The sequence below is a fragment of the Microbacterium sp. zg-B185 genome (assembly GCF_030246885.1).
Lineage (GTDB): Bacteria > Actinomycetota > Actinomycetes > Actinomycetales > Microbacteriaceae > Microbacterium.
In genome coordinates this window covers 441303-462892 of sequence record NZ_CP126739.1, presented here as the reverse complement: position 1 = coordinate 462892, position 21590 = coordinate 441303, and the positions used below count along the sequence as shown (strand labels likewise).

At 69.5% G+C, this 21590-nt stretch carries 22 protein-coding genes; 13 read left to right on the top strand and 9 right to left on the bottom strand.

What is annotated here, in order from left to right:
- Nucleotides 1–153 precede the first annotated feature (153 nt).
- Together QNO12_RS02175 and QNO12_RS02170 are read left to right on the top strand one after the other, a co-directional pair.
- Entirely contained in the window at nt 154–1680 is a 1527-nt protein-coding gene (locus tag QNO12_RS02175; protein ID WP_257503639.1) for a DEAD/DEAH box helicase, read from the top strand.
- A gap of 178 nt (nt 1681–1858) precedes the next feature.
- Nucleotides 1859–2068: a hypothetical protein gene (locus tag QNO12_RS02170; RefSeq protein WP_257503640.1), complete on the top strand. Its 210-nt coding sequence runs from the start codon at nt 1859–1861 to the stop codon at nt 2066–2068.
- Nucleotides 2069–2367: 299 nt separating this feature from the next.
- Here the strand turns inward: QNO12_RS02170 and QNO12_RS02165 are convergent, their stop codons facing one another.
- The 5 genes from QNO12_RS02165 to QNO12_RS02145 all read right to left on the bottom strand — a co-directional run bounded on the left by QNO12_RS02165 (nt 2368) and on the right by QNO12_RS02145 (nt 8399).
- Nucleotides 2368–3312, bottom strand: a complete 945-nt coding sequence (locus tag QNO12_RS02165; protein ID WP_257503641.1) for an aldose 1-epimerase family protein — start codon at nt 3310–3312, stop codon at nt 2368–2370.
- Between the two features lie 22 nt (nt 3313–3334).
- Nucleotides 3335–4846, bottom strand: a complete 1512-nt coding sequence (araA, locus tag QNO12_RS02160) for an L-arabinose isomerase (protein ID WP_257503642.1) — start codon at nt 4844–4846, stop codon at nt 3335–3337.
- 124 nt (nt 4847–4970) lie between these two features.
- A complete protein-coding gene (locus QNO12_RS02155) occupies nt 4971–6557 on the bottom strand; it encodes a xylulokinase (RefSeq protein ID WP_257503643.1) in 1587 nt (528 codons plus the stop codon).
- Complete coding sequence (locus tag QNO12_RS02150; protein WP_257503644.1) at nt 6554–7279, bottom strand: L-ribulose-5-phosphate 4-epimerase; 726 nt, start codon at nt 7277–7279, stop codon at nt 6554–6556. Before QNO12_RS02150 ends, QNO12_RS02155 begins: the two co-directional genes overlap by 4 nt.
- A 112-nt stretch (nt 7280–7391) precedes the next feature.
- The gene (locus QNO12_RS02145) at nt 7392–8399 is read right to left on the bottom strand and encodes a LacI family DNA-binding transcriptional regulator (protein WP_257503645.1); all 1008 of its coding nucleotides are present in this window, start codon (nt 8397–8399) and stop codon (nt 7392–7394) included.
- A gap of 270 nt (nt 8400–8669) precedes the next feature.
- Between QNO12_RS02145 and QNO12_RS02140 the strand changes: the two genes are divergently transcribed.
- The 6 genes from QNO12_RS02140 (at nt 8670) to QNO12_RS02115 (ending at nt 16058) form a co-directional block, all read left to right on the top strand.
- On the top strand, nt 8670–9659 hold the full coding sequence (locus tag QNO12_RS02140; protein ID WP_257503646.1) for an ABC transporter substrate-binding protein: 990 nt from the start codon (nt 8670–8672) through the stop codon (nt 9657–9659).
- A gap of 127 nt (nt 9660–9786) precedes the next feature.
- Complete coding sequence (locus tag QNO12_RS02135) at nt 9787–11322, top strand: sugar ABC transporter ATP-binding protein (protein ID WP_257503647.1); 1536 nt, start codon at nt 9787–9789, stop codon at nt 11320–11322.
- On the top strand, nt 11319–12368 hold the full coding sequence (locus tag QNO12_RS02130) for an ABC transporter permease (protein ID WP_257503648.1): 1050 nt from the start codon (nt 11319–11321) through the stop codon (nt 12366–12368). Before QNO12_RS02135 ends, QNO12_RS02130 begins: the two co-directional genes overlap by 4 nt.
- Nucleotides 12365–13384 (top strand): ABC transporter permease subunit, encoded by a 1020-nt coding sequence (locus tag QNO12_RS02125; RefSeq protein ID WP_257524298.1) that lies wholly within the window; start codon nt 12365–12367, stop codon nt 13382–13384. The genes QNO12_RS02130 and QNO12_RS02125 overlap by 4 nt, the downstream gene beginning before the upstream one ends.
- A gap of 77 nt (nt 13385–13461) precedes the next feature.
- Nucleotides 13462–15045: a sugar ABC transporter ATP-binding protein gene (locus QNO12_RS02120; RefSeq protein ID WP_257503650.1), complete on the top strand. Its 1584-nt coding sequence runs from the start codon at nt 13462–13464 to the stop codon at nt 15043–15045.
- A complete protein-coding gene (locus QNO12_RS02115; RefSeq protein WP_257503651.1) occupies nt 15042–16058 on the top strand; it encodes a LacI family DNA-binding transcriptional regulator in 1017 nt (338 codons plus the stop codon). The genes QNO12_RS02120 and QNO12_RS02115 overlap by 4 nt, the downstream gene beginning before the upstream one ends.
- Before the next feature lie 6 nt (nt 16059–16064).
- Here the strand turns inward: QNO12_RS02115 and QNO12_RS02110 are convergent, their stop codons facing one another.
- Nucleotides 16065–16283: a hypothetical protein gene (locus QNO12_RS02110; RefSeq protein ID WP_257503652.1), complete on the bottom strand. Its 219-nt coding sequence runs from the start codon at nt 16281–16283 to the stop codon at nt 16065–16067.
- Nucleotides 16284–16407: 124 nt separating this feature from the next.
- The gene (locus QNO12_RS02105) at nt 16408–16977 is read right to left on the bottom strand and encodes a Dps family protein (RefSeq protein ID WP_257503653.1); all 570 of its coding nucleotides are present in this window, start codon (nt 16975–16977) and stop codon (nt 16408–16410) included.
- Between the two features lie 153 nt (nt 16978–17130).
- Here QNO12_RS02105 and QNO12_RS02100 point away from each other — a divergent pair, with 153 nt between their 5' ends.
- Nucleotides 17131–18201, top strand: coding sequence for an NAD(P)-dependent alcohol dehydrogenase (locus QNO12_RS02100; protein WP_257503654.1), 1071 nt, complete (start codon nt 17131–17133; stop codon nt 18199–18201).
- Nucleotides 18202–18223: 22 nt separating this feature from the next.
- Here the strand turns inward: QNO12_RS02100 and QNO12_RS02095 are convergent, their stop codons facing one another.
- Nucleotides 18224–18940: a spermidine synthase family protein gene (locus QNO12_RS02095; protein ID WP_257503655.1), complete on the bottom strand. Its 717-nt coding sequence runs from the start codon at nt 18938–18940 to the stop codon at nt 18224–18226.
- 93 nt (nt 18941–19033) lie between these two features.
- Here QNO12_RS02095 and QNO12_RS02090 point away from each other — a divergent pair, with 93 nt between their 5' ends.
- On the top strand, nt 19034–19945 hold the full coding sequence (locus QNO12_RS02090) for a hypothetical protein (protein WP_257503656.1): 912 nt from the start codon (nt 19034–19036) through the stop codon (nt 19943–19945).
- 4 nt (nt 19946–19949) lie between these two features.
- On the opposite strand, the gene QNO12_RS02085 is transcribed toward QNO12_RS02090, so the two are convergent.
- A complete protein-coding gene (locus QNO12_RS02085) occupies nt 19950–20396 on the bottom strand; it encodes an ester cyclase (protein ID WP_257503657.1) in 447 nt (148 codons plus the stop codon).
- A 75-nt stretch (nt 20397–20471) separates the two neighbouring features.
- Here QNO12_RS02085 and QNO12_RS02080 point away from each other — a divergent pair, with 75 nt between their 5' ends.
- From QNO12_RS02080 to QNO12_RS02070, 3 genes are all read left to right on the top strand, one after another.
- Nucleotides 20472–21080, top strand: coding sequence for a TetR/AcrR family transcriptional regulator (locus QNO12_RS02080; RefSeq protein WP_257503658.1), 609 nt, complete (start codon nt 20472–20474; stop codon nt 21078–21080).
- Between the two features lie 73 nt (nt 21081–21153).
- Nucleotides 21154–21312: a hypothetical protein gene (locus QNO12_RS02075; protein ID WP_257503659.1), complete on the top strand. Its 159-nt coding sequence runs from the start codon at nt 21154–21156 to the stop codon at nt 21310–21312.
- Nucleotides 21313–21337: 25 nt separating this feature from the next.
- Nucleotides 21338–21544 (top strand): hypothetical protein, encoded by a 207-nt coding sequence (locus tag QNO12_RS02070; RefSeq protein ID WP_257503660.1) that lies wholly within the window; start codon nt 21338–21340, stop codon nt 21542–21544.
- Nucleotides 21545–21590: the final 46 nt, after the last annotated feature.

Here is a 21590-nt window from a genome sequence, read left to right as displayed (position 1 = left end):
TGGTCTTGGCGGTTTATTCCGCCCAGCGTCGTTGTCACGCTCCGCAGCTTCTGTGCCGCGGCTCTTTACACACGGCGAACCGATGCGCGAACCCGCGCCGTCGCCCCTTCAACGCCCATCTTGCGGCGTGCCCGGACTGAAAGCTCCTTCTCTATGTCTACTTTCCTCGACCTCGGCGTGCCCGCGCCGCTGGCCAACGTTCTCGCCGCAGAAGGCAAGACCGAAGCGTTCCCGATCCAGCGCGACACGCTGCCGGACTCCCTTGCGGGCCGTGACGTGCTCGGCCGCGGCCGCACCGGCAGCGGCAAGACGATCGCGTTCGCCCTCCCCCTGGTGGCCCGCCTCTCCGGCGCGTACGCCGCCAGCCGGACCACGAGCCGCCCGCGCGGCTTGATCCTGGCACCGACGCGTGAGCTCGCGACCCAGATCGCCGCCACCGTCCAGCCCCTGGCCGCGGCATCCGGCCTGACCGTGACCACCATCTTCGGCGGCGTCAGCCAGAAGCCGCAGGAGACGGCACTGCGCAACGGCGTCGACATCGTCGTGGCCTGCCCCGGCCGGCTCGAAGACCTCATGAAGCAGGGTGTCGTCAAGCTCGACCGCGTGGAGATCACGGTGCTGGACGAAGCCGACCACATGGCCGACCTCGGGTTCCTGCCCGGCGTCACGCGCATTCTGGCCGCCACGCCGCAGGGCGGGCAGCGCATGCTCTTCAGCGCCACGCTGGATCGCGGTGTCGACGGCCTCGTGAAGCGCTTCCTGCGCGACGAGGTGCGCCATGAGGTGGACGACCAGAGCGTCCCGCAGGGCGAGATGACCCACCGCGTGTTCATGATCAGCGATGACGAGAAGCCCGCGCTGGTCCGCCACCTCGCCTCCGGCCGTGGCCGTCGCATCCTGTTCACCCGCACCAAGCACCAGGCCAAGAAGCTGGCCAAGCTCCTGACGGCAGCCGGCATCCCGGCCGTCGATCTGCACGGCAACCTGTCGCAGGCGGCCCGTGAGCGCAACCTCGCGGCTTTCGGCGCCGACGCGGCCAAGGGCGGCGTCCGTGTGCTGGTCGCCACCGACGTGGCCGCTCGCGGCGTCCACGTCGATGACGTCGAGCTGGTCGTTCACGTCGACCCGCCGATGGAGCACAAGGCGTACCTGCACCGCTCGGGCCGCACCGCTCGGGCCGGCGCCGCCGGCACGGTCGTCACCGTCGTGATCCCCTCGCAGCGACGCGACGTGGCGGACCTGCTCCGCAAGGCCGGCATCCAGGCACCGCTCGAGCAGGTCACCGCCGAGTCCGCACCCATCACCGAGCTCGTCGGCGAGCGGGCCGAGCACGTCCGCCCCGCTCCGATCCAGGCCGAGCCGCAGCGTTCCGGCAAGCCCCGCACTGGTCAGACCTCGCAGGGTCGTGGCGGTCAGGGCCGTGGCGGTCAGGGCCGTGGCGGCAACGCCGGCGGCGCGAGCGCGGGCCGCGGCGGCGCAGCCGCCGGTCGCGGAGGCGCAGCCGGGGGCCGCGATCGTGCAGCGGCGGGATCCGCACCGCACGCGCGTCCGGTGTACTCGACCGGAACCGGTCAGCCCGCCGCCGCCGCGCACAACCCGCGCGCCGGCCAGGCGGCCCGGCCCACAGGCAACCGTCGCGCGCAGCACAACGGAACGCGCTCCGGCGCACCCCGCGGCTGAATCGCAGCAGTGACGGGAACGGCCGGGTGGATTCTTCCGCCCGGCCGTTCCGCATTCGCGGGGACCTCCGCGCTCTAGCGACCTCCCCGGGCACGTGCAACCCCCCCCTCCCGTCGGGCATCGCAGGCGTAACGTCGGCAGCGTTACCTTCACGAAAGGAGGCGCACACATGGGATTCATGGATGACGCCAAAGAGACGGCCGAGACCGCGGGACGCAAGATCGAGGACAAGTGGGAAGACACCACTGACGCGATCGGCGACAAGATGGACGCGGCGAAGGCGGACGCGGACGTGAAGAAAGCGGAAGCCGACGTGGACAAGGCGCAAGCCGAACGCGATTCCGTCGAGACGCGCAACTCTCTTAAGGAGAAGATGCGCAACAGCTGACGCACAGCGACCTGCCCGGCTCGGCCGTGGCACAACGGGGGGCCTCGGAGAATACTCCGGGGCCTTCTGTCTGCCCCGCCGCCCGCTCCCCTGTCGCAATCCGCGGCCCGCGCGGCGTGTCGTGACAGGCGAACGGCCGCGGTGCGTGGCTCAGCTGTCGCAATCCGCCGCCCCGCGCGGCCTGTCGTGACAGGCGAGCGGGCGGGGCAGGGGCGCGGGGTCAGGCGAACGGGCGAGGCAGGGGCACGGGGTCAGACGACCGAGGCAGGGCGGAGCGAGGCGAGGCGGAGCGAGCGGGGTCAGGAGATGGCGGCGATGCGCCAGGATGCCTCGGTCGAGGCTTCCGGGTCGAGCACGATGAGACCGGTGTCGTAGTCGTACGATGCCGCGTTGAACGCGTCGGGCGCACAGGTCATCGGCTCGACGGCGAGACCGGCGCGGTGGCCCGGCTTGCCGATTCCCTTGTCCGAGGTGTGGATTTGTACCCACGGGCACGCCTCGTTCCACACCATCTCCACACCCGAGCCGGCGGCATCCGTCAGACGCACGGTCGCACATCCGGACCCGTCTCGCGTCAGGGCGGTGTAGGCGTGGTCGAGTTCGACCGAGCCGATGCGACGCGGCTCGCGGAAGTCGAACCGTGCCGGATCATCGGCATCGACCGCGCGCAGGTCGGTGGGGATGAGGCGATCGGGCGTCACAGCCAGAACCTCCCCGGCAGGCAGCTCGAGCGTCCAGTCGTCGACGGTTCCCGGCCCGGCCACCAGGTACGGGTGCGGCCCGGTGCCCCAGGGCGCGGCATCCGGGCTCTCGTTCGTCGCCCGGACGGTCTGCGTCAGACCGTCCGGGCCGAGCGAGAACGTGGTCGCCACGAGGATGCGCCAGGGATACCCGGTCTGCGGTTCGATCGTCGCGGCGAGGGTGACGTGGCTCGGGCCCTTGTCGATGGGCTGGAAGTCCAGCCACCCCGCCAGGCCGTGCATCGCATGGTGGCGGGCTGGCTCGGTCAGTGCCACCTGCCGCTCCGCGCCGGCGAAGGTATAGCGGCCGTCGACGATGCGATTGGGCCACGGCGCCAGGGTCGCACCCCGATAGGACGGGCGGACCTGGTCGGCGTCGAAGGGGACGACGAGATCGCGTCCGCCGAACGTGAACGAGCGCAGGGAGGCCCCGACGCTGGCGATGACGGCTTGGTGATCCCCCGCCCGCAGGGCGTGCTGGGTACCTGAGAGAACTGTGCGCATGAGGAGGAGTGCCCCGGACGGGTCAGAAGCCCTGGGCCAGTCGATAGTACGCCTGGTTCCAGCGAAGCTCCTTCTGGAAGGCTCGCACCGTCGTCTCGTCGTCGATGACGAGCAGCTCGGTCCGGGCGATCTCGGCGAAGTCCCGGAACACCTCGATCCCGACTGCGGTCGTCATCACGGTGTGGTGCGCCGCTCCGGCGGCGAGCCAGCAGGCCGCGCTCGTGGCGAAATCGGGCGCCGGTCTCCACACCGCCCTGCCCACCGGGAGCTTCGGCAGATCCGGAGCCGTCACGTTCTGGACCACGTTGGCGACCAGGCGGAACCGGTCGCGCATGTCGCTCAGCGCGACGACGACACCGGGACCGGGGTCGGCGGTGAAGACCAGGCGGACGGGATCCTCCTTGCCGCCGATGCCGAGGGGGTGCACCTCCAGGCGCGGCGTCGCGGTCGTCAGCGACGGCGAGACTTCGAGCATGTGCGCGCCCAGGATCCGCTCCCGGCCGGGGACCAGGTCGTAGGTGTAGTCCTCCATCAGGCTCGCGCCGCCGGGCAGGCCGGCCCCCATGGCGTTCGCGACGCGCACCAGGATCGCGGTCTTCCAGTCCCCCTCCGCGCCGAAACCGTAGCCTTCGGCCATCAGCCGCTGCACCGCGAGGCCGGGCAGCTGCCTGAGCGCACCCAGGTCCTCGAAGGACGTCGTGAACGCGCCGAAGCCGCCCTCCTCGAGGAAGGAGCGCAGACCCAGTTCGATCGCCGCGCCGTCGCGCAGGGACTGGTGGCGGGCGCCGTCGCGACGCAGCTCTGCGGCCACGTCGTAGCGGTCTTCGTATTCGGCTACGAGCGCGTCGATGTCGGCGGCGGTCGCGGCATCCACCGCCTCGACCAGCTCGTTGACCCCCCAGGTGTTGACCTGTACGCCGAACCGCAGCTCCGCCTCGGTCTTGTCACCCTCGGTCACTGCGACGTAGCGCATGTTGTCGCCGAAGCGGGCGAGCTTGAGCGTGCGCGCCGCAGTCCAGCCGGCCGCGGCGCGCTGCCAGTCCTCGATCTGCTGACGCACGGGCGGATGCGACACGTGTCCCACCACCGTCTTGCGGGCGACGCCCAGACGGGTCTGGATGTAGCCGAACTCGCGGTCCCCGTGCGCCGCCTGATTGAGGTTCATGAAATCGAAGTCGATGTCCGCCCAGGGCAGCTCGACATTCGCCTGCGTGTGCAGGTGCAGCAGGGGCTTCTGCAGCGCGGCCAGGCCGGCGATCCACATCTTGGCCGGGCTGAACGTGTGCATCCACGCGATCACGCCGATCACGTCGTCGCGCGCGTTCACCTCGAGAGCGAGGCGGCGGATGCCGTCCGGGTCCTTCAGAACGGGCTTCCACACGACTTTCACCGGAAGACCGGCCAGCGCCTCGGCCACCGCCAGCGACTGTGACGCCACCTGTCGCAGCGTCGCCTCCCCGTACAGGTCCTGGCTGCCGGTGACGAACCAGACCTCGTAGCCCTCGAGGGCGGTGCTCAGCGGTGTCCTGCTCATCTGGTCTCTTCTCGGTCGTGCGCCCCGGGCCGGGCGTGTGATGCGGCGTTCGTCTCGGTCCGGTCCCATCCGTTGTTGCTCCCGGACGCTCCGGGCCACAACGATGGGGACATCGCCGCGGGGGTCACAGGTACTCCACGGCAGCTCGCTCGACGTGCAGTCCGGCGCGGTACCGGTCGAGGTAGGCCGCGAAACCCGACACGTCCTCGGGCTGCGGTGCGGCGATGTGGATGCCGGCGCCGGCGAAGACGCGCCGGCCGAGGTACGCGATCAGATCGGTGCGTGCGGCGTGCCCGAGGTAGGAGGCCAGGACCGCCATGCCCCACGCGCCACCCTCGGACGCCGTCCCTCCGACGGCGACGGGGGCGTCCAGCGCGCCCGCGAGGAGCCGCTGCGCGACACCGGGGGTCCGGAACATGCCGCCGTGGGCGTGCATCCGGTCGATGGTGACGCCTTCACCGTCGAGCACCCGCATCCCGAGTGCGAGGGTCGCGAAGACGCCGTACAGCTGGGAACGCATGAAGTTGGCCAGCGAGAAACGGCTGTCCGGGGTGCGGACGAACAGCGGCCGGCCCTCGTCGAGCCCCGCGATCGGCTCGCCGGCGAGATGGTTGTAGGCCAGCAGCCCGCCGGCGTCCGCGTCGCCCTCGAGTGCCTCGCTGAAGAGCGTGTCGAACACCTCGTCGGCGCCGACCGGGCTTCCGCTCGCGGCGGCGAACCGGCCGAACAGGCCCGCCCACGCGGCAAGCTCGCTCGCGCCGTTGTTGCAGTGCACCATGGCCACCGGATCCGCCGCGGGGGTGGTGACCAGGTCAAGCTCGGGATGAACCCGGTGCAGCGGCCGCTCGAGCACGGTCATCGCGAAGATGCTCGTGCCGGCGCTGACATTGCCGGTGCGCGGCGCGACCGCGTTGGTGGCGACCATTCCGGTGCCCGCGTCTCCCTCCGGCGGGCAGAACGGGATGCCGGGGCGCAGCGTCCCGGAGGGATCCAGCAGCTCGGCGCCCGCGGTGGTGAGCTCTCCGGCCCGCTGTCCGGCCACCAGCACGATGGGCAGCAGGTCCGCGATGCGCAGGCCGGGAGCGACATCGGCGACGAGCCCGTCGAAGCGGTCCAGCAGCTGCGCGTCGTAGTCGCTCGTGCCTGCGGCGATGGGGAACATGCCCGAGGCGTCGCCGACTCCGAGGACCGGCCGCCCGGTGAGGCGCCAGTGCACGTGGCCGGCGAGTGTCGTGATGCGCCGCACGTGCGGCACGTGCGGCTCACCGTCCAGGACGGCCTGATACAGATGTGCGATCGACCACCGCAGGGGGATGTTCGTGCCGAATGCCGCGGACAGCTGGGATGCCGCCGGTCCGGTGGTCGTGTTGCGCCAGGTGCGGAACGGGACCAGCAACTCGTCGTCTGCTCCGAAGGCGAGATAGCCGTGCATCATCGCCGACACCCCGATGGCGCCGATGGTCTCGAGAGGTTCGCCGTGGCAGCGCTCGGCATCGGCGTGCAGATCGGCGTAGGCGGCGCGGATCCCCGCCCACACGTCCTCGAGCGAGTACGTCCACATCCGACCCTCGAAGCGGTTCTGCCACTCGTGGCTGCCGACAGCCAGCACATCGGAAGGGTCATCGCTGGAGATCAGGCACGCCTTGATGCGCGTCGAGCCCAGTTCGATGCCGAGCGCCGTGCGGCCTGCGCGGATCACCTCGGCGCTCATCTGCGCCCTCCGAGGTCGCGGCGTTCATCCGTGGGCTGGCCGTACACGTTCTGGTAGCGCCGGTAGAGCGAGTCGATCCGCTCTTGCGGGATCGGGATGAGCGGGCCCGCCTGACGCGCGATGTGGACGGTTCGCGCGGCGTCCTCGCACATGACCGCCGCCTTGACGGCGTCCTTCGCCGAGACGCCGATCGTGAACGGACCGTGGTTCTGCATCAGCACAGCCCGTGACCGGTGACCGCGCAGCGTCTCCACGATGCCGCGTCCGATCGAGTCGTCGCCGATGATCGCGAACGGGCCCACCGGGATGGGACCGCCGAACTCGTCCGCCATCCCGGTGATCACACACGGGATCTCCTCACCCCGCGCCGCCCAGGCCACGGCGTAGGTCGAGTGGGTGTGCACGACCCCGCCTATCTCGGGCATGTGACGGTAGACATAGGCGTGCGCGGCGGTGTCACTGGAGGGGCCGCGCTCACTGCCGGCCGTGGCCGGCACGACCGATCCGTCCAGGTCGCACAGGATCATGTTCTGCGGTGCGAGGTCGTCGTAGGCGACGCCGGACGGTTTGATCACGAAGAGGTCGGCGCCCGGCACGCGGCCCGAGACGTTGCCTGAGGTCCACACGACCAGCCCATAGCGGACCAGTTCGCCGTGCAGACGCGCGACTTCTGTGCGCACGGCGGCGATCGTCGCCTCGAGGTCGGGGCTGAATGTCGTCACGGGAACCCTCCATCGGGTATGTGCAGCGCGGCGGACCGAACCGCGCCGGATGCCGTGAAGGTTACCGGTAACATACGTGTTGCGCCACATCCGATCGCCGCGCGTGCGGGCATCAGAGCCGGCGCGTGCTCTTCCGGACGACCAATTCGGGTGCGGCCACGACGATGGATGCCGCCGATTGCGGCTCGGCGAGCACTTCGGCGATGCACCGCGCCGCCTCGGCCGCGACGTCCAGGCGCACCGTGGTCAGCGGCGGACGGTAGAACGCGGCATCCGGGTTGTCGTCGACCCCCACGACGCTCACGTCGCCCGGAACGGAGAGGCCGGCATCCACGAGCCCGGCGATGAGCCCCAGCGCCATCTGGTCGTTGCCGGCGAAGACGGCGGTGACCTCGCTGCGGGCTCGGATGGCGTCCGCGATCCCGGCCGCCGCCGCCATACCGGAGGCCGCGCTCCAGTCCCCTCCCCAGACACCGGCCGCCACGAGCCCGTGTGCGCCCAGGGCGGTGTGGAAGCCGTCCGCCCTGGCCTGCGCCTCCAGCCACTCCTCGGGCCCGGCGAGGTGGGCGATGTGCACATGCCCGGCATCGACCAGGTGATCGATTGCCCTGATCGCGGCGTCCCGCTGCAGCTCCGCGGCGTCCGGCCCGTGCAGGGCGACCACGGGCACGCCGACGCGCGCCGAACCCAGCGCCGCAAGGGTGCGCGCATGGGGCGCGACGACGACGATGCCGTCGACGTCCTGTGCGGACAGGTGCCGGGCGGCGTGGACGACGGATGCCTCGTCGCCGGCGTCCGCATACGCCGCGGTGATCCAGCGGCCTGCCGCGCGCGCGGCCGCCTCCAGGGCCAGGATGCCGATCGCCGGCCCGTACATGTTCGCGTCGGACGCCAGGATGCCGATGGTCCGGGTGCGGCGGGTGCCGAGGGCCCGCGCGGCGTTGTTCACGCGATAGTCCAGTGCGGCCATGGCCTCGATCACACGCCGGCGTGTCTCGTCGCGGATGCCGGGGTGCTCATTCAGCACGCGGGAGACGGTCTGCGTGGAGACACCCGCGACGCGGGCGACGTCCCGCACGCCCACGCGATCGGATGACCGGGGCCGGGCGGATTCGCTCATGCGCCCAGGCTATCCGCGCTGTGCGCGCGCCCGCTTCCCTGACCGGCTCCCGCGCGGCGGGCGTAGATGTGATCGCTCACTCCCGAGGTGTCGGTGCGCGTCGGAGGTCCTCCGCGACAGGGTTGCGGGCAGCCGCTCGTTACCGAAATGTTACCGCTAACATGTTGCGCTCGTCGTGATTGTGAAGGCTAACATTCACTCACACGACCGCCCGTGCTCGCGGCGGCGACGACCGGCAGCGGTGCCGGACCCGAACGAGGAGGTTTGGACATGAAGAAGAGCATTCTCGCCGGCGGTGCGCTGCTGGCGGCCCTGGCGCTGGTGGCGAGCGGCTGTGCCGGTTCGAGCGGCGGCAGCGGCGATGGCGGCGGCAGCGGGGGCGACGAGCCCATCACGGTCGGCTTCGCGCAGACCGGTTCGGAATCCGGTTGGCGCAGTGCGAACACGGAGTCCATGAAGACCGCCTTCTCCGCGGAGAACGGCTTCGACCTGACCTTCAATGCGGCCGACAACGACACTGCCGCCCAGATCGCCGCCGTGCGGGACTTCATCAATCAGGGTGTCGACGCGATCGTGATCGCCCCGATCGTGGAGGACGGCTGGGACGACGTGCTGCAGGAGGCTGCGGATGCCGGCATCCCGGTGATCCTCGAGGACCGCACGGTGTCGGCCTCGGACGATCTGTACGCCAGCTGGGTCGGCCTGGATTTCAAGAAGGAAGGGGTCATGGCCGGCGAGTGGGCGGCGGAGACCTTCGGCGACACCCCGACCAACATGGTGGTCCTGGAAGGGACGACCGGCTCGGCCCCGGCCAACGATCGGGCCGAGGGTTTTGATGAGGCCATCGAAGGAACCGCCATCGAGAAGATCGACTCGCAGACCGGTGATTTCACGCGCGACGGGGGCAAGACGGTCATGGAGGGATTCCTTCAGAAGTACGGCGTGGACGGCATCGACCTCGTCTACGCGCACAACGACGACATGGCCCTCGGTGCGATCGAGGCCATCGAGGCTGCCGGTGGCGAGCCGGGAGTGGACATCCAGATCGTGTCGATCGACGCCGTCAAGGACGGGATGCAGGCTCTCGTGGACGGCAAGATCAACTTCATCGTCGAGTGCAACCCGCTGCTGGGCGAACTGGCCGCCGGCCTCGTCAAGGACGTCCTCGCCGGCGAAGAGGTGGAGAAGGAGGTCTACGTCGAAGACCAGACCTTCACCCAGGACCAGGCCGCCGAGGTCATCGACGACCGTCTGTACTGATCCGATCCGAATCCACCCGCAGAGCCGGACCGATCCTGTATCAAGGTAGGTCAGAGCACGCCGCCGGGGGCCGCCCAGGTCCCCGGCGACCGTGCCGGCGATGAGCTCGGAAAGGCACTGAGTCACCATGTCCGCGGACACCGCAGTCGGCCCGGTCGTCGAAATGACCGGAATCACCGTTCGATTCCCCGGCGTGCTCGCCCTGGATGCCGTCGATTTCACGCTCCGCCCCGGTGAGGTGCACGCACTGATGGGCGAGAACGGGGCCGGCAAGTCGACCCTGATCAAGGCGCTCACCGGAGTGCAGGCGGTGGACGCCGGGACCATCGTGGTCAGCGGCGGGCCGCGAAGGTTCAGCAGCACGGCCGATGCGCAATCCGCCGGCATCTCCACGGTGTACCAGGAGGTGAACCTGTGCGCGAACCTCTCGGTCGGGGAGAACGTCATGCTCGGACACGAGCGACGTCGCGGTGCTGGAATCGACTGGAGGGCGACGCATCGCGAGGCGGCGGAGCACCTCGGCAGCCTCGGACTGGCCATCGACACCCAATCGACCCTCTCCAGCCACTCCATCGCCATCCAGCAGCTGATCGCGATCGGCCGCGCCATGGTGCTGGATGCGAAGGTGCTGATCTTGGACGAGCCCACCTCGAGCCTGGATCGCGGCGAGGTCGAGCAGCTCTTCACCGTCATCCGCGACCTCCGCGGTCGCGGAGTCGCGATCCTGTTCGTGAGCCACTTCCTCGACCAGGTGTACGAGATCTCCGATCGGATCACCGTCCTGCGCAACGGACAGCTGGTCGGTGAGTACGCCATCGGCCGGCTTCCGCGCGGTGCGCTGGTGACGAAGATGATCGGCCGCGAACTGGACGAGCTGGCCGCCCTGGCCTCCGTCGCAGACCGGACGATCGATCGCACCGGAACGCCTGTCCTGAAGGCGACCGGGATCGGACGTCGGGGCGTGCTGGAACCGGCGGACATCGCCGTCTACGACGGCGAAGTCGTCGGTATCGCGGGACTGCTCGGCTCCGGCCGCACCGAACTGGTGCGCCTGCTCTACGGTGCCGACCGCTCGGACTCCGGTCAGCTGGAGGTCGGCGGCCGTGCCACCAGGCACACCACACCGCGTCACGCGATCGAGAACCGGGTGGCCTTCTCGTCCGAGAACCGCCGCGCCGAGGGCATCATCGCCGACCTCACCGTCGCCGAGAACATCGTCCTGGGAATCCAGGCCCGCCGGGGCGCGCTGCGCAAGGTGAGCCGCGCCGAGGCCGAAGCGGTGGTCGCCGAGTACATCGCCGCCCTCGGCGTCCGTCCCGCCGTGCCCGGAATGCTGGCCGGCAACCTCTCCGGCGGCAACCAGCAGAAGGTGCTGCTGGCCCGGTGGCTGGCGACAGCCCCGAAACTGATCGTTCTGGACGAGCCGACCCGAGGCATCGACGTCGGCGCGAAGGCCGACATCCAGCGCAAGGTGGCCGAGCTGAGCGCTCAGGGGCTCTCGGTCGTCTTCATCTCCTCGGAATTGGAGGAGGTGCTCCGCCTGGCGCAGCGGGTCGTGGTCATGCGGGACCGCCGCAAGATCGGCGAGCTGGATTCCAGCGACGTCTCGATCGAGGGGCTGATCGACTACATCGCCGACGAGAGACAGGAGAGCGTCGCGTGAAGACGATCGTGAAGCATCGGCTGTTCTGGCCGGTCGTCGCGCTGGTCGCGCTCATCGCGATCAACACGATCGCGCGACCGCAGTTCATCCTCATCACCGTGCGCAACGGCGAGCTGTACGGGGCGCTCATCGACATCCTCCGCAACAGCGCCCCGCTCATGCTGGTCGCCCTGGGCATGACGATCGTGATCGCCACCCGCGGCATCGACCTCTCCGTGGGAGCGATCATGGCCGTCTCGGGTGCCGTCGCCCTGACGATCATCGACGCCTCGTCCGAGCCGGGCAGTCTCGGCACTGTTCTGGTGGCACTGGCCGTGGCGCTGCTCGTCGCGCTCGTGCTCGGCGTCTGGAACGGCTTCCTCGTCGCCGTCGTGGGCATCCAGCCGATCATCGCCACCCTGGTGCTGATGCTGGCAGGTCGCGGAGTCGCGCTGCTGATCACCGAGGGCTTCATCACGACCGTCAACAGCGGCCCGTACGAGTTCATCGCCACCGGGTACCTGATCGGCCTCCCGTTCGCATTCCTCATCTCCCTCGCCGCGATCGCCACCATCGCGCTGGTGGAGAGACGCACGGCACTGGGGGTGCTCACCGAAGCGGTGGGCATCAACCCGGAAGCCAGCCGGCTGGCCGGCGTGCGGGCCCGCGGGATCGTCTTCAGCGCGTACGCGGTCAGCGGCCTCCTGGCCGGCATGGCGGGAATCATCTACAGCTCCAACATCCGCGCGGCCGACGCGAACGCTGCAGGTCTGTTCATCGAGCTGTACGCGATCCTCGCCGTCGTGCTCGGCGGCACCTCGCTGATGGGCGGCAAGTTCACCATCGCCGGAACCGTGATCGGCGTGCTCACGATCCAGACCCTGGAGGCCACAATCCTCTTCCTCGGCGTTCCGTCGGCACAGAGCCCGGTGTTCTTCGCGCTGGTCGTGATCATCGTGGTGCTCGTCCAGTCCCCCCGGCTGCACCGCTGGGGACGCCGCGCGATCAGCACCGCTGGCAGCAGGAGCCGGTCCGATGCGGGCGATCGGGCGGGGGTGGCCTCATGACGAAAAGCCTGGAACTCGAGCCCCGCCGCGCCGACGCCAGATCCCGGTATGCGACGTTCATGAGCAGGCGTGCCTCGCTCATGCCGACCTTCGCGGCGGTGGCGATCCTGATCGTGCTGCTGATCAGCGCTCAGGCCCGGTTCCCGAAGTTCCTCAGTCCCGGGAACCTGTCTGCACTGCTGCTGGACAACGCCTACCTCGTCGTCCTGGCGGTCGGACTCACCTTCGTCATCCTCACCGGCGGCATCGACCTCTCGGTCGGCTCCGTCATGGCCTTCACCGGCATCCTCGGCGCCAGCCTGCTCGCACAGGGGATGCCCGCCGGGATCGTCGTGCCGATCATGCTGGTCTCCGGCGCGCTCATCGGTCTGCTCATCGGGGTCCTCGTGCACTATTTCGACGTGCAGCCGTTCATCGCATCCTTGGCGGGGCTGTTCCTGGCCCGCGGGCTCGCCTTCGTCGTGAGCCTCTCATCCATCCGCGTGGAGGACCCGGCGGTGCTCTGGCTGCAGCGCACGCGGTTCCAGGTGGCCGGGTGGTACATCACCCCGACGGGCATCATCGCGCTGGTCGCCGTCGCGATCGCCGCGTACGTGCTGCTGTGGACCCGCTTCGGGCGCACCGTGTATGCGATCGGCGGCGGCGAGCAGTCCGCGCGACTGATGGGACTGAACGTCGCGCGCACCAAGGTCATGGTCTACGTCATCAGCGGCGTCTGCGGCGGACTGGCCGGGCTGCTGCTGACCGCGTATTCGGGCGCCGGATACCCGCGCAACGGAATCGGCACGGAACTGGACGCGATAGCTGCGGTGGTCATCGGCGGAACGCTCCTGTCCGGAGGGACCGGCTACGTGCTCGGGTCGCTGATCGGCGTGCTGGTCTACGGCACGATCAAGAAGGTGATCTCCTTCATGGGGGCAGAGCAGGCGTGGACGCAGATCATCATCGGAGCGTTGCTCCTGCTGTTCATCGTGGTGCAGCGCGTGATCGTCACGCGATCGCAAAGACGCAGATAGCCCGCCCGGCCGCTCTGACGGGGAACGCCACGCCGGTGCAGCGCAGTCGCGGACTCCTCCCCCGCGATAATGGCCTGATGGAGGAGTCTCGCCCGTTGCTGCAGCTGCGCGGCGCCACGGTGCGGTTCGGGGCGGAGTCGGCGATCGACGATGTGGACTTCCGCATGTTCGCCGGCGAGGTGCACTCGCTCATGGGTGAGAACGGCGCGGGGAAATCCACCCTCATCAAGGCGATAACCGGCGCCATCCCCCTGGACAGCGGCAGCCTCGCCGTCGCGGGCGAGCGCGTGCGGTTCCGCACGCCGCACGATGCGCAACGGGCCGGGATCAGCACGGTCTACCAGGAGATCGATCTGCTCCCGAATCTGACGGTGGCGGAGAACATCTGCCTGGGTCGGGAGCCGCGCAGATTCGGAGCGCTGGATTGGGCGGCGATGCGCACACGCGCACGCGATGTGCTCGCCGACCTGGGGCTGGACATCGACCCGGCCTCGATTCTGGCGACTCATTCGCTCGCGGTGCAACAGCTGGTCGCGATCGCGCGGGCGATCTCGGCCGATGTGCGCGTGCTCGTCCTGGACGAGCCCACCTCCAGCCTGGACGCCGACGAAGTCGCCGAGCTCTTCCGCGTCATGCGCGACCTGACGCAGCGCGGCGTCGGGATCCTGTTCGTCTCGCATTTCCTCGAGCAGGTGTACGAGATCTGCGACCGCATCACCGTTCTGCGCGGCGGCCGACTCGTCGGCGAGTACGTGCCCTCGGAACTGCTGCGGATCGACCTGGTGCAGAAGATGCTGGGACGCGCCGTCGCCGAACTGGGCGTACGCGGTCGGATCGAGGCTGCTCCGGATGCCGAGGCGGTTCTGCACGGCAGCGGTATCACCCGCAGCCCGGGGATCACGGGTGCGGACGTGGAACTGGCCGAGGGCGACGTGCTGGGGCTGGCCGGACTTCTCGGGTCGGGCCGCACCGAGCTGGCACGCGCGCTGACCGGGATCGACCGGCTGGATGCCGGCATCATCACCATCAGCGGGCAGCCGGCGGAGCTGACCGGTCCGCGCCGGGCGATCTCGCTCGGTGTGGTCTACTCCTCCGAGAACCGCCGCATCGAGGGGATCATCAGCGAGCTGAGCGTTCAGGAGAACATCACTCTGGCACTGCAGGCCGAGCGCGGAATCGTGCGTCGCCTGCGTGCGCAGCAGCGCCGCGAGCTGGCCATCAGCTGGATCGAGGCCTTGGACATCCGCCCCCCGGATCCCGATCGCCCTGCTGGCACCCTGTCCGGGGGCAATCAGCAGAAGGTGCTGCTGGCGCGCCTGCTCGCCCTGTCGCCTCGCGTCATCGTCCTGGACGAACCCACCCGCGGCATCGACGTCGGAGCAAAAGTCGAGATCCAGAACCTGGTCGGCGAACTGGCCGACAACGGCCTGTCGGTCGTGTTCATCTCGGCAGAGCTCGAAGAGGTGCTCCGGGTCGCCAGCAAGGTCGCCGTGCTGCGCGCCGGACGCGTCGTCCAGACGCTTGCGTCAGACAGCCTCACGGTCGACTCGCTGATGGCGCTGGTCGCACAACCCGATGAGTACAGCGAGGTGCCGGCCTCGATCACGGCGCCCGCCGAGTCGCCGCCGTCCACCACCCGGCCGCGCGGAGGGCCGGCGTGACCGACGAGAAGCCGGCGCGCGTGGCGAACATCTTCGACGTGGCCCGGCTCGCGGGCGTCTCGCATCAGACGGTGTCGCGCGTCCTGAACGATCTGCCGAACGTTCGCCCGGCCACCCGGGAACGCGTCGAGCACGCGATCGCCCAGCTGCGCTACAGCCCCTCCCCGGCCGCGCGGGCGCTCGTCACACGCCGCACCCGGACGATCGGACTGGTGGCGCCGGGGGTGTCCGACCACGGTCCCACGTCGATCGCGATGCATTTCAACTTCGCGGCGCGTGCGGAGCGCTATAACGTCGAGACGGTCAGCGCACTGGACCCCGACCCGGCCGGCGTGCGGGGTGTGATCGAGGGCTTGCTGCGCCAGCGCGTGGACGCGATCGTGCTCATCGTCGTGGATGTCGGAGTGCTCGAGGTGGTACGCGGCCTCGACCTCGGCATCCCGGTGGTCGCCGCCGCCGCGACGGCACGCCGCAGCCCGCTGATCGTCTCGATCGATCAGTACCGCGGCGCGCGGGCCGCCGTGCGCCATCTCGCCGAACTCGGCCACCGTCGCATCGTGCACGTGGCCGGCGCCGCTCGGGCGCCGGACGCCCTGGAACGGGTCCGCGGGTGGCGCGACGAGCTGGCGGCGCGCCGGCTGGAGATCGTCGAGCCGGTGCACGGCGACTGGTCGGCTGCGAGCGGTCACCGGATCGGCCGCGAACTGGAGATCGAAGCCGGTATGGCGGTGTTCGCCGGTAACGACCACATGGCGATCGGGCTGATGTCCGCGCTGCGCGAGCGCGGACTGCGCGTCCCAGAGGACGTCAGCGTCGTCGGGTTCGACGACGTTCCGGAAGCGGCATATCTTTACCCCCCGCTGACCACCGTGCGACAGGATTTCGCGGCGCTCGGGGAGCTCATCATGCAGAAGGTCCTGGTCGCCGTCGAGGAGCCGGACAGCGTGACCGAAGACACTCCGCTGCCGACCCATCTGATCGTGCGCACCTCCACCCGGGCACCCGCCGGCTGACGGCCGCTACAGAGCGGAGATCCGCTCCTTCAGCAGTGCTGCCTTGTCCGCCGGGAATCGGCTCGCGGCCATCGCCAGAACCGTGTTGGCCGGCATCCCCTTCACCATCCCGAGCATCGGATGATCCGGCAGCTGCGGCACGAGGTCGACGATGATCGCCCGTGCCTCCGGGTCGTCCAGCAGCTGGCCGAGCGTGGTGACGTCCAGGTCGTACTTACCGGCCATGAGTCGCTCCTCTGGTGCGATGGGGTGTGTCGTCGGTGCTGCGGGGGCGTCGTCGATGTGCCGTCGTCGACGCCCCCGCAGAGGACCGCCGAGGCGACTCAGCAGTCCTCTGCGCTGTTGGGCGTCAGGCGCGCGCGGCCGCGGGCTTGCGATTCTCGGCGCTGACCATCCAGGCGAACTGCTCGAGACTCTCGATGATCGCATGCAGGATGTCGGCGGTGGTCGGATCCTCGTCGTCGACATCGTCGTGCACGTCGCGCATCGTGGCGACGGTGCCCTCGAGTCGGGCGGTGATCAGGTCGACCGTCTCGGACGTGTCGACCTCGCCCTGCGGATACTCCGGCAGGGTGGTGGTCGCCGCGACGATGTCGCTGCGACCGTCGGGAACCAGGTGCAGCGCCCGCATCCGCTCGGCCACGGTGTCGCTGAACTCCCGCGCGGCCTCGATGATCTCATCCAGGATCCGGTGGGTGTCGCGGAAGTTGCGGCCCACGACGTTCCAGTGCGCCTGCTTGCCCTGCATCTGCAGCTCCAGCAGGTCCACCAGCACCGCCTGCATGTTCTGGCCGAGCTCCTTGGATGCGACGAAGCCCTTCTCGGCGTTCTGCCGTCGCGTGGTCTTCGCTCCCGCACCGCCCCGAGCGGATCGCTTGCTCTTGGGGGAAACGGCAGTGGACTTTTCAATAGTGGCCATGTTCGTGTGAACCTCCTGAAGGAAGAAGCTATCGGCCCGTGCCGCCGGGGAGGGGGGCCTTGACAATCCAGGCCGCCGGCCGGACCGCGCGCGGCTGTGCGATCCGCCGCCGTCACCGACGCCGGCACTACCAGCACGTGCGAAAATTCTGCAATGCCCATCACCACGCCAGCGCTCCTCGTCCCCTCGAGCGGCTCGACCTTCGAACGCGGGACAGTGCAGCGCCGGGATGTCGGACCGCACGATGTGCTCATCGACATCGCCTACACCGGCATCTGCCATTCCGACATCCACCAGGCGCGCGAGGAATGGGGGCGCGCGATCTTCCCCATGGTTCCCGGACACGAGATCGCAGGGATCGTGCGCGAGGTCGGCGACCAGGTCACCGCGCACGCCGTCGGCGAGCGCGTGGGCATCGGATGCTTCGTGGATTCGTGTCGGGAATGCGAGAACTGCCGCGCCGGCGAAGAGCAGTTCTGCCTCCGGGGGAATGTGGCGACCTACAACGGGCGCTACTACCCGGGTTCCGGGCTGTTCGACGGCACCCCCACCTACGGCGGGTACAGCACCCAGATCGTCGCCGATGAGAACTATGTGCTGCACATCCCGGACGCGATCCCGCTGGACCGGGCAGCGCCGCTGCTGTGCGCCGGGATCACGACGTACTCGCCGCTGCGGCACTGGGGTGCCGGTCCCGGCACCCGGGTCGCCGTGATCGGACTGGGCGGGCTCGGGCACATGGCGGTGCAGATCGCTCACGCGATGGGCGCGCACGTCACGGTCCTGTCCCGCACGCTGGCCAAGCAGGACGAAGGCAGGGCACTCGGCGCCGACGAGTACTACGCCACTGAGGATCCCGAAACGCTGAAGACGCTGCGGGGTCGCTTCGATCTGATCATCAACACCGTGTCAGCCGAGATCCCGGTCGACCGCTACCTCGCGACGCTGCGCCTGGACGGGGCGCTGGTGTTCGTCGGGCTTCCGGAGACTCCGCAGCAGTTCCGTGTCTTCTCGCTGACCGGCGCGCGCCGCTCGATCGCGGGCTCGAACATCGGCGGCATCCGCGAGACCCAGGAGATGCTCGATTTCTGCGCCGAGCACGGCATCGCCTCGATGATCGAGACGATCTCGGCGGACGAGGTCACCGCCGCGTACGACCGGGTCGTGCGGGGCGACGTCCGCTACCGCTTCGTCATCGACACGGGGACCATCCCCGCAGCCTAGGTACGCCGGACACTGCCGGCCGCTACGCCGGCGGGGCGCTCCGGTGTGCAGCGACATAGACCGTGTTGGAGGAGACACCGCCGGTGAGGGCGTTGTCGAACTCGACGACGTGCGCCACCGGACCGTCGAACACTGCAGTGAGGACGTCGAGGAATTCCGCGTCCGGCGGGTCGTCCGACCACAGTGCGAACACTCCACCGACGGTGAGATGCCGCTTCAGCGCCTGCAGACCGGCGACGGTGTACAGATCGGCGTGAGTGGGGTCCAACTGGTGACGAGGCGAGTGGTCGACGTCGAGCAGGATGACGTCGTAGCGGCGATCCCCGACGGGCTCCCGTCGCATCACGGCGAAGAAATCGTCGGCGACCAGCCTCGTGCGCGGATCGCGGACCAGTTCGCCCGAGACGGGCAGCAGTTCCCGTTCGTGCCAGCCGATAACGGCCGGCAGCGCATCGATCACCGTCAGCGATCGCACGCGAGGATCGCGCAGGGCCGCGACCGCCGTGTATCCGAGGCCGAGCCCACCGACCAGCACCGTGAGGTCCGCTCCGGAGGCCGCGGCCAGGCCCAGCCGGGCGAGCTCCTCCTCGGCGACGGTGAACAGGCTCGACATCAGGTATTCGTCACCGAGCTTGACCTCGTAGATGACCTGGCCCGTCGTGGGTTCGGCGCGGCGGCGCAGCGTGAGCTCACCCATCCGGGTCGGCTGCCAGTCGAGCTCTTCGAACCGCGCGATCATGAGACCGCCTCTCCGTCTCGCCCCAGCCTACCCAGTGCGCGCGGCGGCCGACCTGCCTAGCGTGGTAGTCCGGCACGAGCGGAGGGAGCGGGCGTGAGCGGAACAGGTCGTCGGGTGCAACCGGGTACGGGGGGATCGACGTCGACGCAGCGGACCCACCGCTACCTCCGGCTCGGCATCGGCGGGACCCTCGTCGTCCTTCTCATCGCCATCATCCTCACCGTCCCCACGGTGGGCTGGCTGCCCTCGCTCAGCGACTACTTCTACACGCCGGCGCGCAGCGCCTTCGTGGGCGCGCTGCTGGCGGCATCCCTGGCCCTTCTGGCCCTGTCCGGCCGCAATCCCGAGCGCTCGGCCCTCGACGCGGCCGCGCTGTTCGCGCCCCTCGTCGCCCTGATCCCGTCGGTGATCCGGCCCGGGACCGTCCCCGGAGTCGCGGTGGCCTGCACCGGGTGCGTGCCTGCGTCGTTCGAAGCGGACGTCGTCAACGGCGTGACGACCTACCTGATCGTCCTGGGGGCAGGCCTGGTGCTCGCAACGGTGCTGGCCGTCCGGGGTGCGATCCGCGGTGTGCGGTTCTCCCTGATCCTGGGGGGACTGGTCCTGGCCGTCGTACTGGTGACCGGACTGGTGGCGCCCGGGGTGCTCCTCGGCTGGGGGCACATTGTGGCGACCGGACTCTTCCTCGGGTCGATCGCAGCGGATGCCCTGATCAACGCGTTCTGGCGGACGACCAGCGCCACGCCACCGAGGTGGCTGCGTATCGCCTATCTGGGACTCGCCGTCATCCTCATCGCGGATCTGCTCGCCCTGGCCGCGTTCGCCATCGCGACCAGGGATGCCGAACGCGTGATGTTCCCGTGGATCCTGGTCGGGGAGGTGGTCGCGCTTCTCGCGTTCGTCACGTTCTGGTGGCTGCAGACGTGGCAGCGATGGGACGAGACGGATCCCGCGTCGCTCGTCGCGGCATCCCCTCGCCTGCCGCCCCTCCGAGCGACGCGCTAGCCGATCACGGCGTCGGGATGAGACGGCGCAGCTGCCCGGTCTGGGCGAGGATCGCGAACCGGTCGGGCACGCCCCAGTGCTCCACGATCCTGCCGTCCACCACCCGCGCGATATCGATCACGGTCAGGTGGACGGGCGCTCCGGTCGGCGGCCCGATGAAGGGTCCGGTCTGAGTCGCCGTCGCCTCCGCACGGACCCAGACGGTGTCGCCGTCCTGCGTCCAGTCCCCCACCGTGAAGCGGATGTCGGGCATCGCCCGATGCACCTCGGTGATCCCACGTTTCACTTTGTCGATCGCTTCCCGCCCCCGCCCGCTCATCCCGAACTGATGCTCGACCATGTCCGGTGCGCACAGCTCGTCCACGATGGCGGTGTTGCCGGTGGCGAATCCCTCCAGCAGCATCCGCTCCAGCACCCGCACCGCGGCGGGCATCGCTCTCTGATCACTCATGGCTCCTCGTTTCTGCAGTATTCATGCAGTGGGTGCAGTACTACTGTACCCACTGCAGTGGATAGTATGTTGGCCATGGTCGCTCCCGTCAAGACCCCTCGCTCGACGTACCGCCAGGAGCAGGCCGAGGCGACGAAGCTGCGGATCGCGGATGCCGCCCAGACCCTGTTCGCATCGCAGGGGTATGGCGCGACGAGCATGGAGGCCATCGCCCGTGCGGCGGGTGTGGCCAACCGCACCGTGTACGCCGCGGTCGGCGCGAAGCGGCACATCCTGACGCTGATCTGCGAGCGGTGGCTGGAGCGGGCGCGCGCCGTCCCGCGCGCCGCAGCCGTGCTGGACGAGCCGGACCCGGTCGCACGCCTGCGCGGAGCGGCGGGTTGGATCACCGCGCTCTACTCGACCGATTTCGATGTCGCGCTGATTCTGGACTCGGCAGTGGACGAGGACCCCGAGACCCGCGAGCTGCTGCGCACGAAACTGCGTGGACGCAATCGCGTCATGGACAGGTTCATCGACTCGGTGGAGCCCGCGTTGTCGCTCCCCCCGGCGGATGCGAGAGCCATCTACCGCGCCTTGGCGGCCACGGGCGTATACGGCGGGCTGGTGGGGGATGCCGGCTGGAGTCCGGATCGCTTCGAACGCTGGCTCGCCGACACGCTGGTCGGTCAGCTTCTCACCTGAGGCGCGCCGCGCTGGTGTCCGCGCGGCGGTTCTGTCGATACGATCGAAGGAGGCGAAGAGGATAGAGGGCGCGATGTTGTTCCTGGTGTACGTGGTGCTGTTTCTCGGCGGGTTCTACCTGTTCGGCGCGGCTTTCAACGCCGAATCGTGGCAGGGTCTGATCTTCGCCGCCGGCATCCTCGCGGTCTCCCTCGCGCTCGGGCTCGTCGTGCACTCCCAACGCAAGTCCTGACCGACCTTCGCTTCGGGGGACAGACATGGCTGCACGAGCGGCACGGAGCGGATCCCTGCTGCCGCGACGCGGATGCGCACTGGTCACGGTGGTCGTCGTGGACGAGAACGGGTTCTCGCACCAGTACGAGCGGATCGAGGCGCCCATCGGCGCTGTGCGCGAGACCTTGGCGGCGCTGCACCTGCAGTCCACGGCGCTCGCCGCGCCCGCGATGGGGCAGGACACCGCCTGAGCGTGGGTGTGTGGGCACGGAGGCTATGGGTCCCGCGCGGAATGCA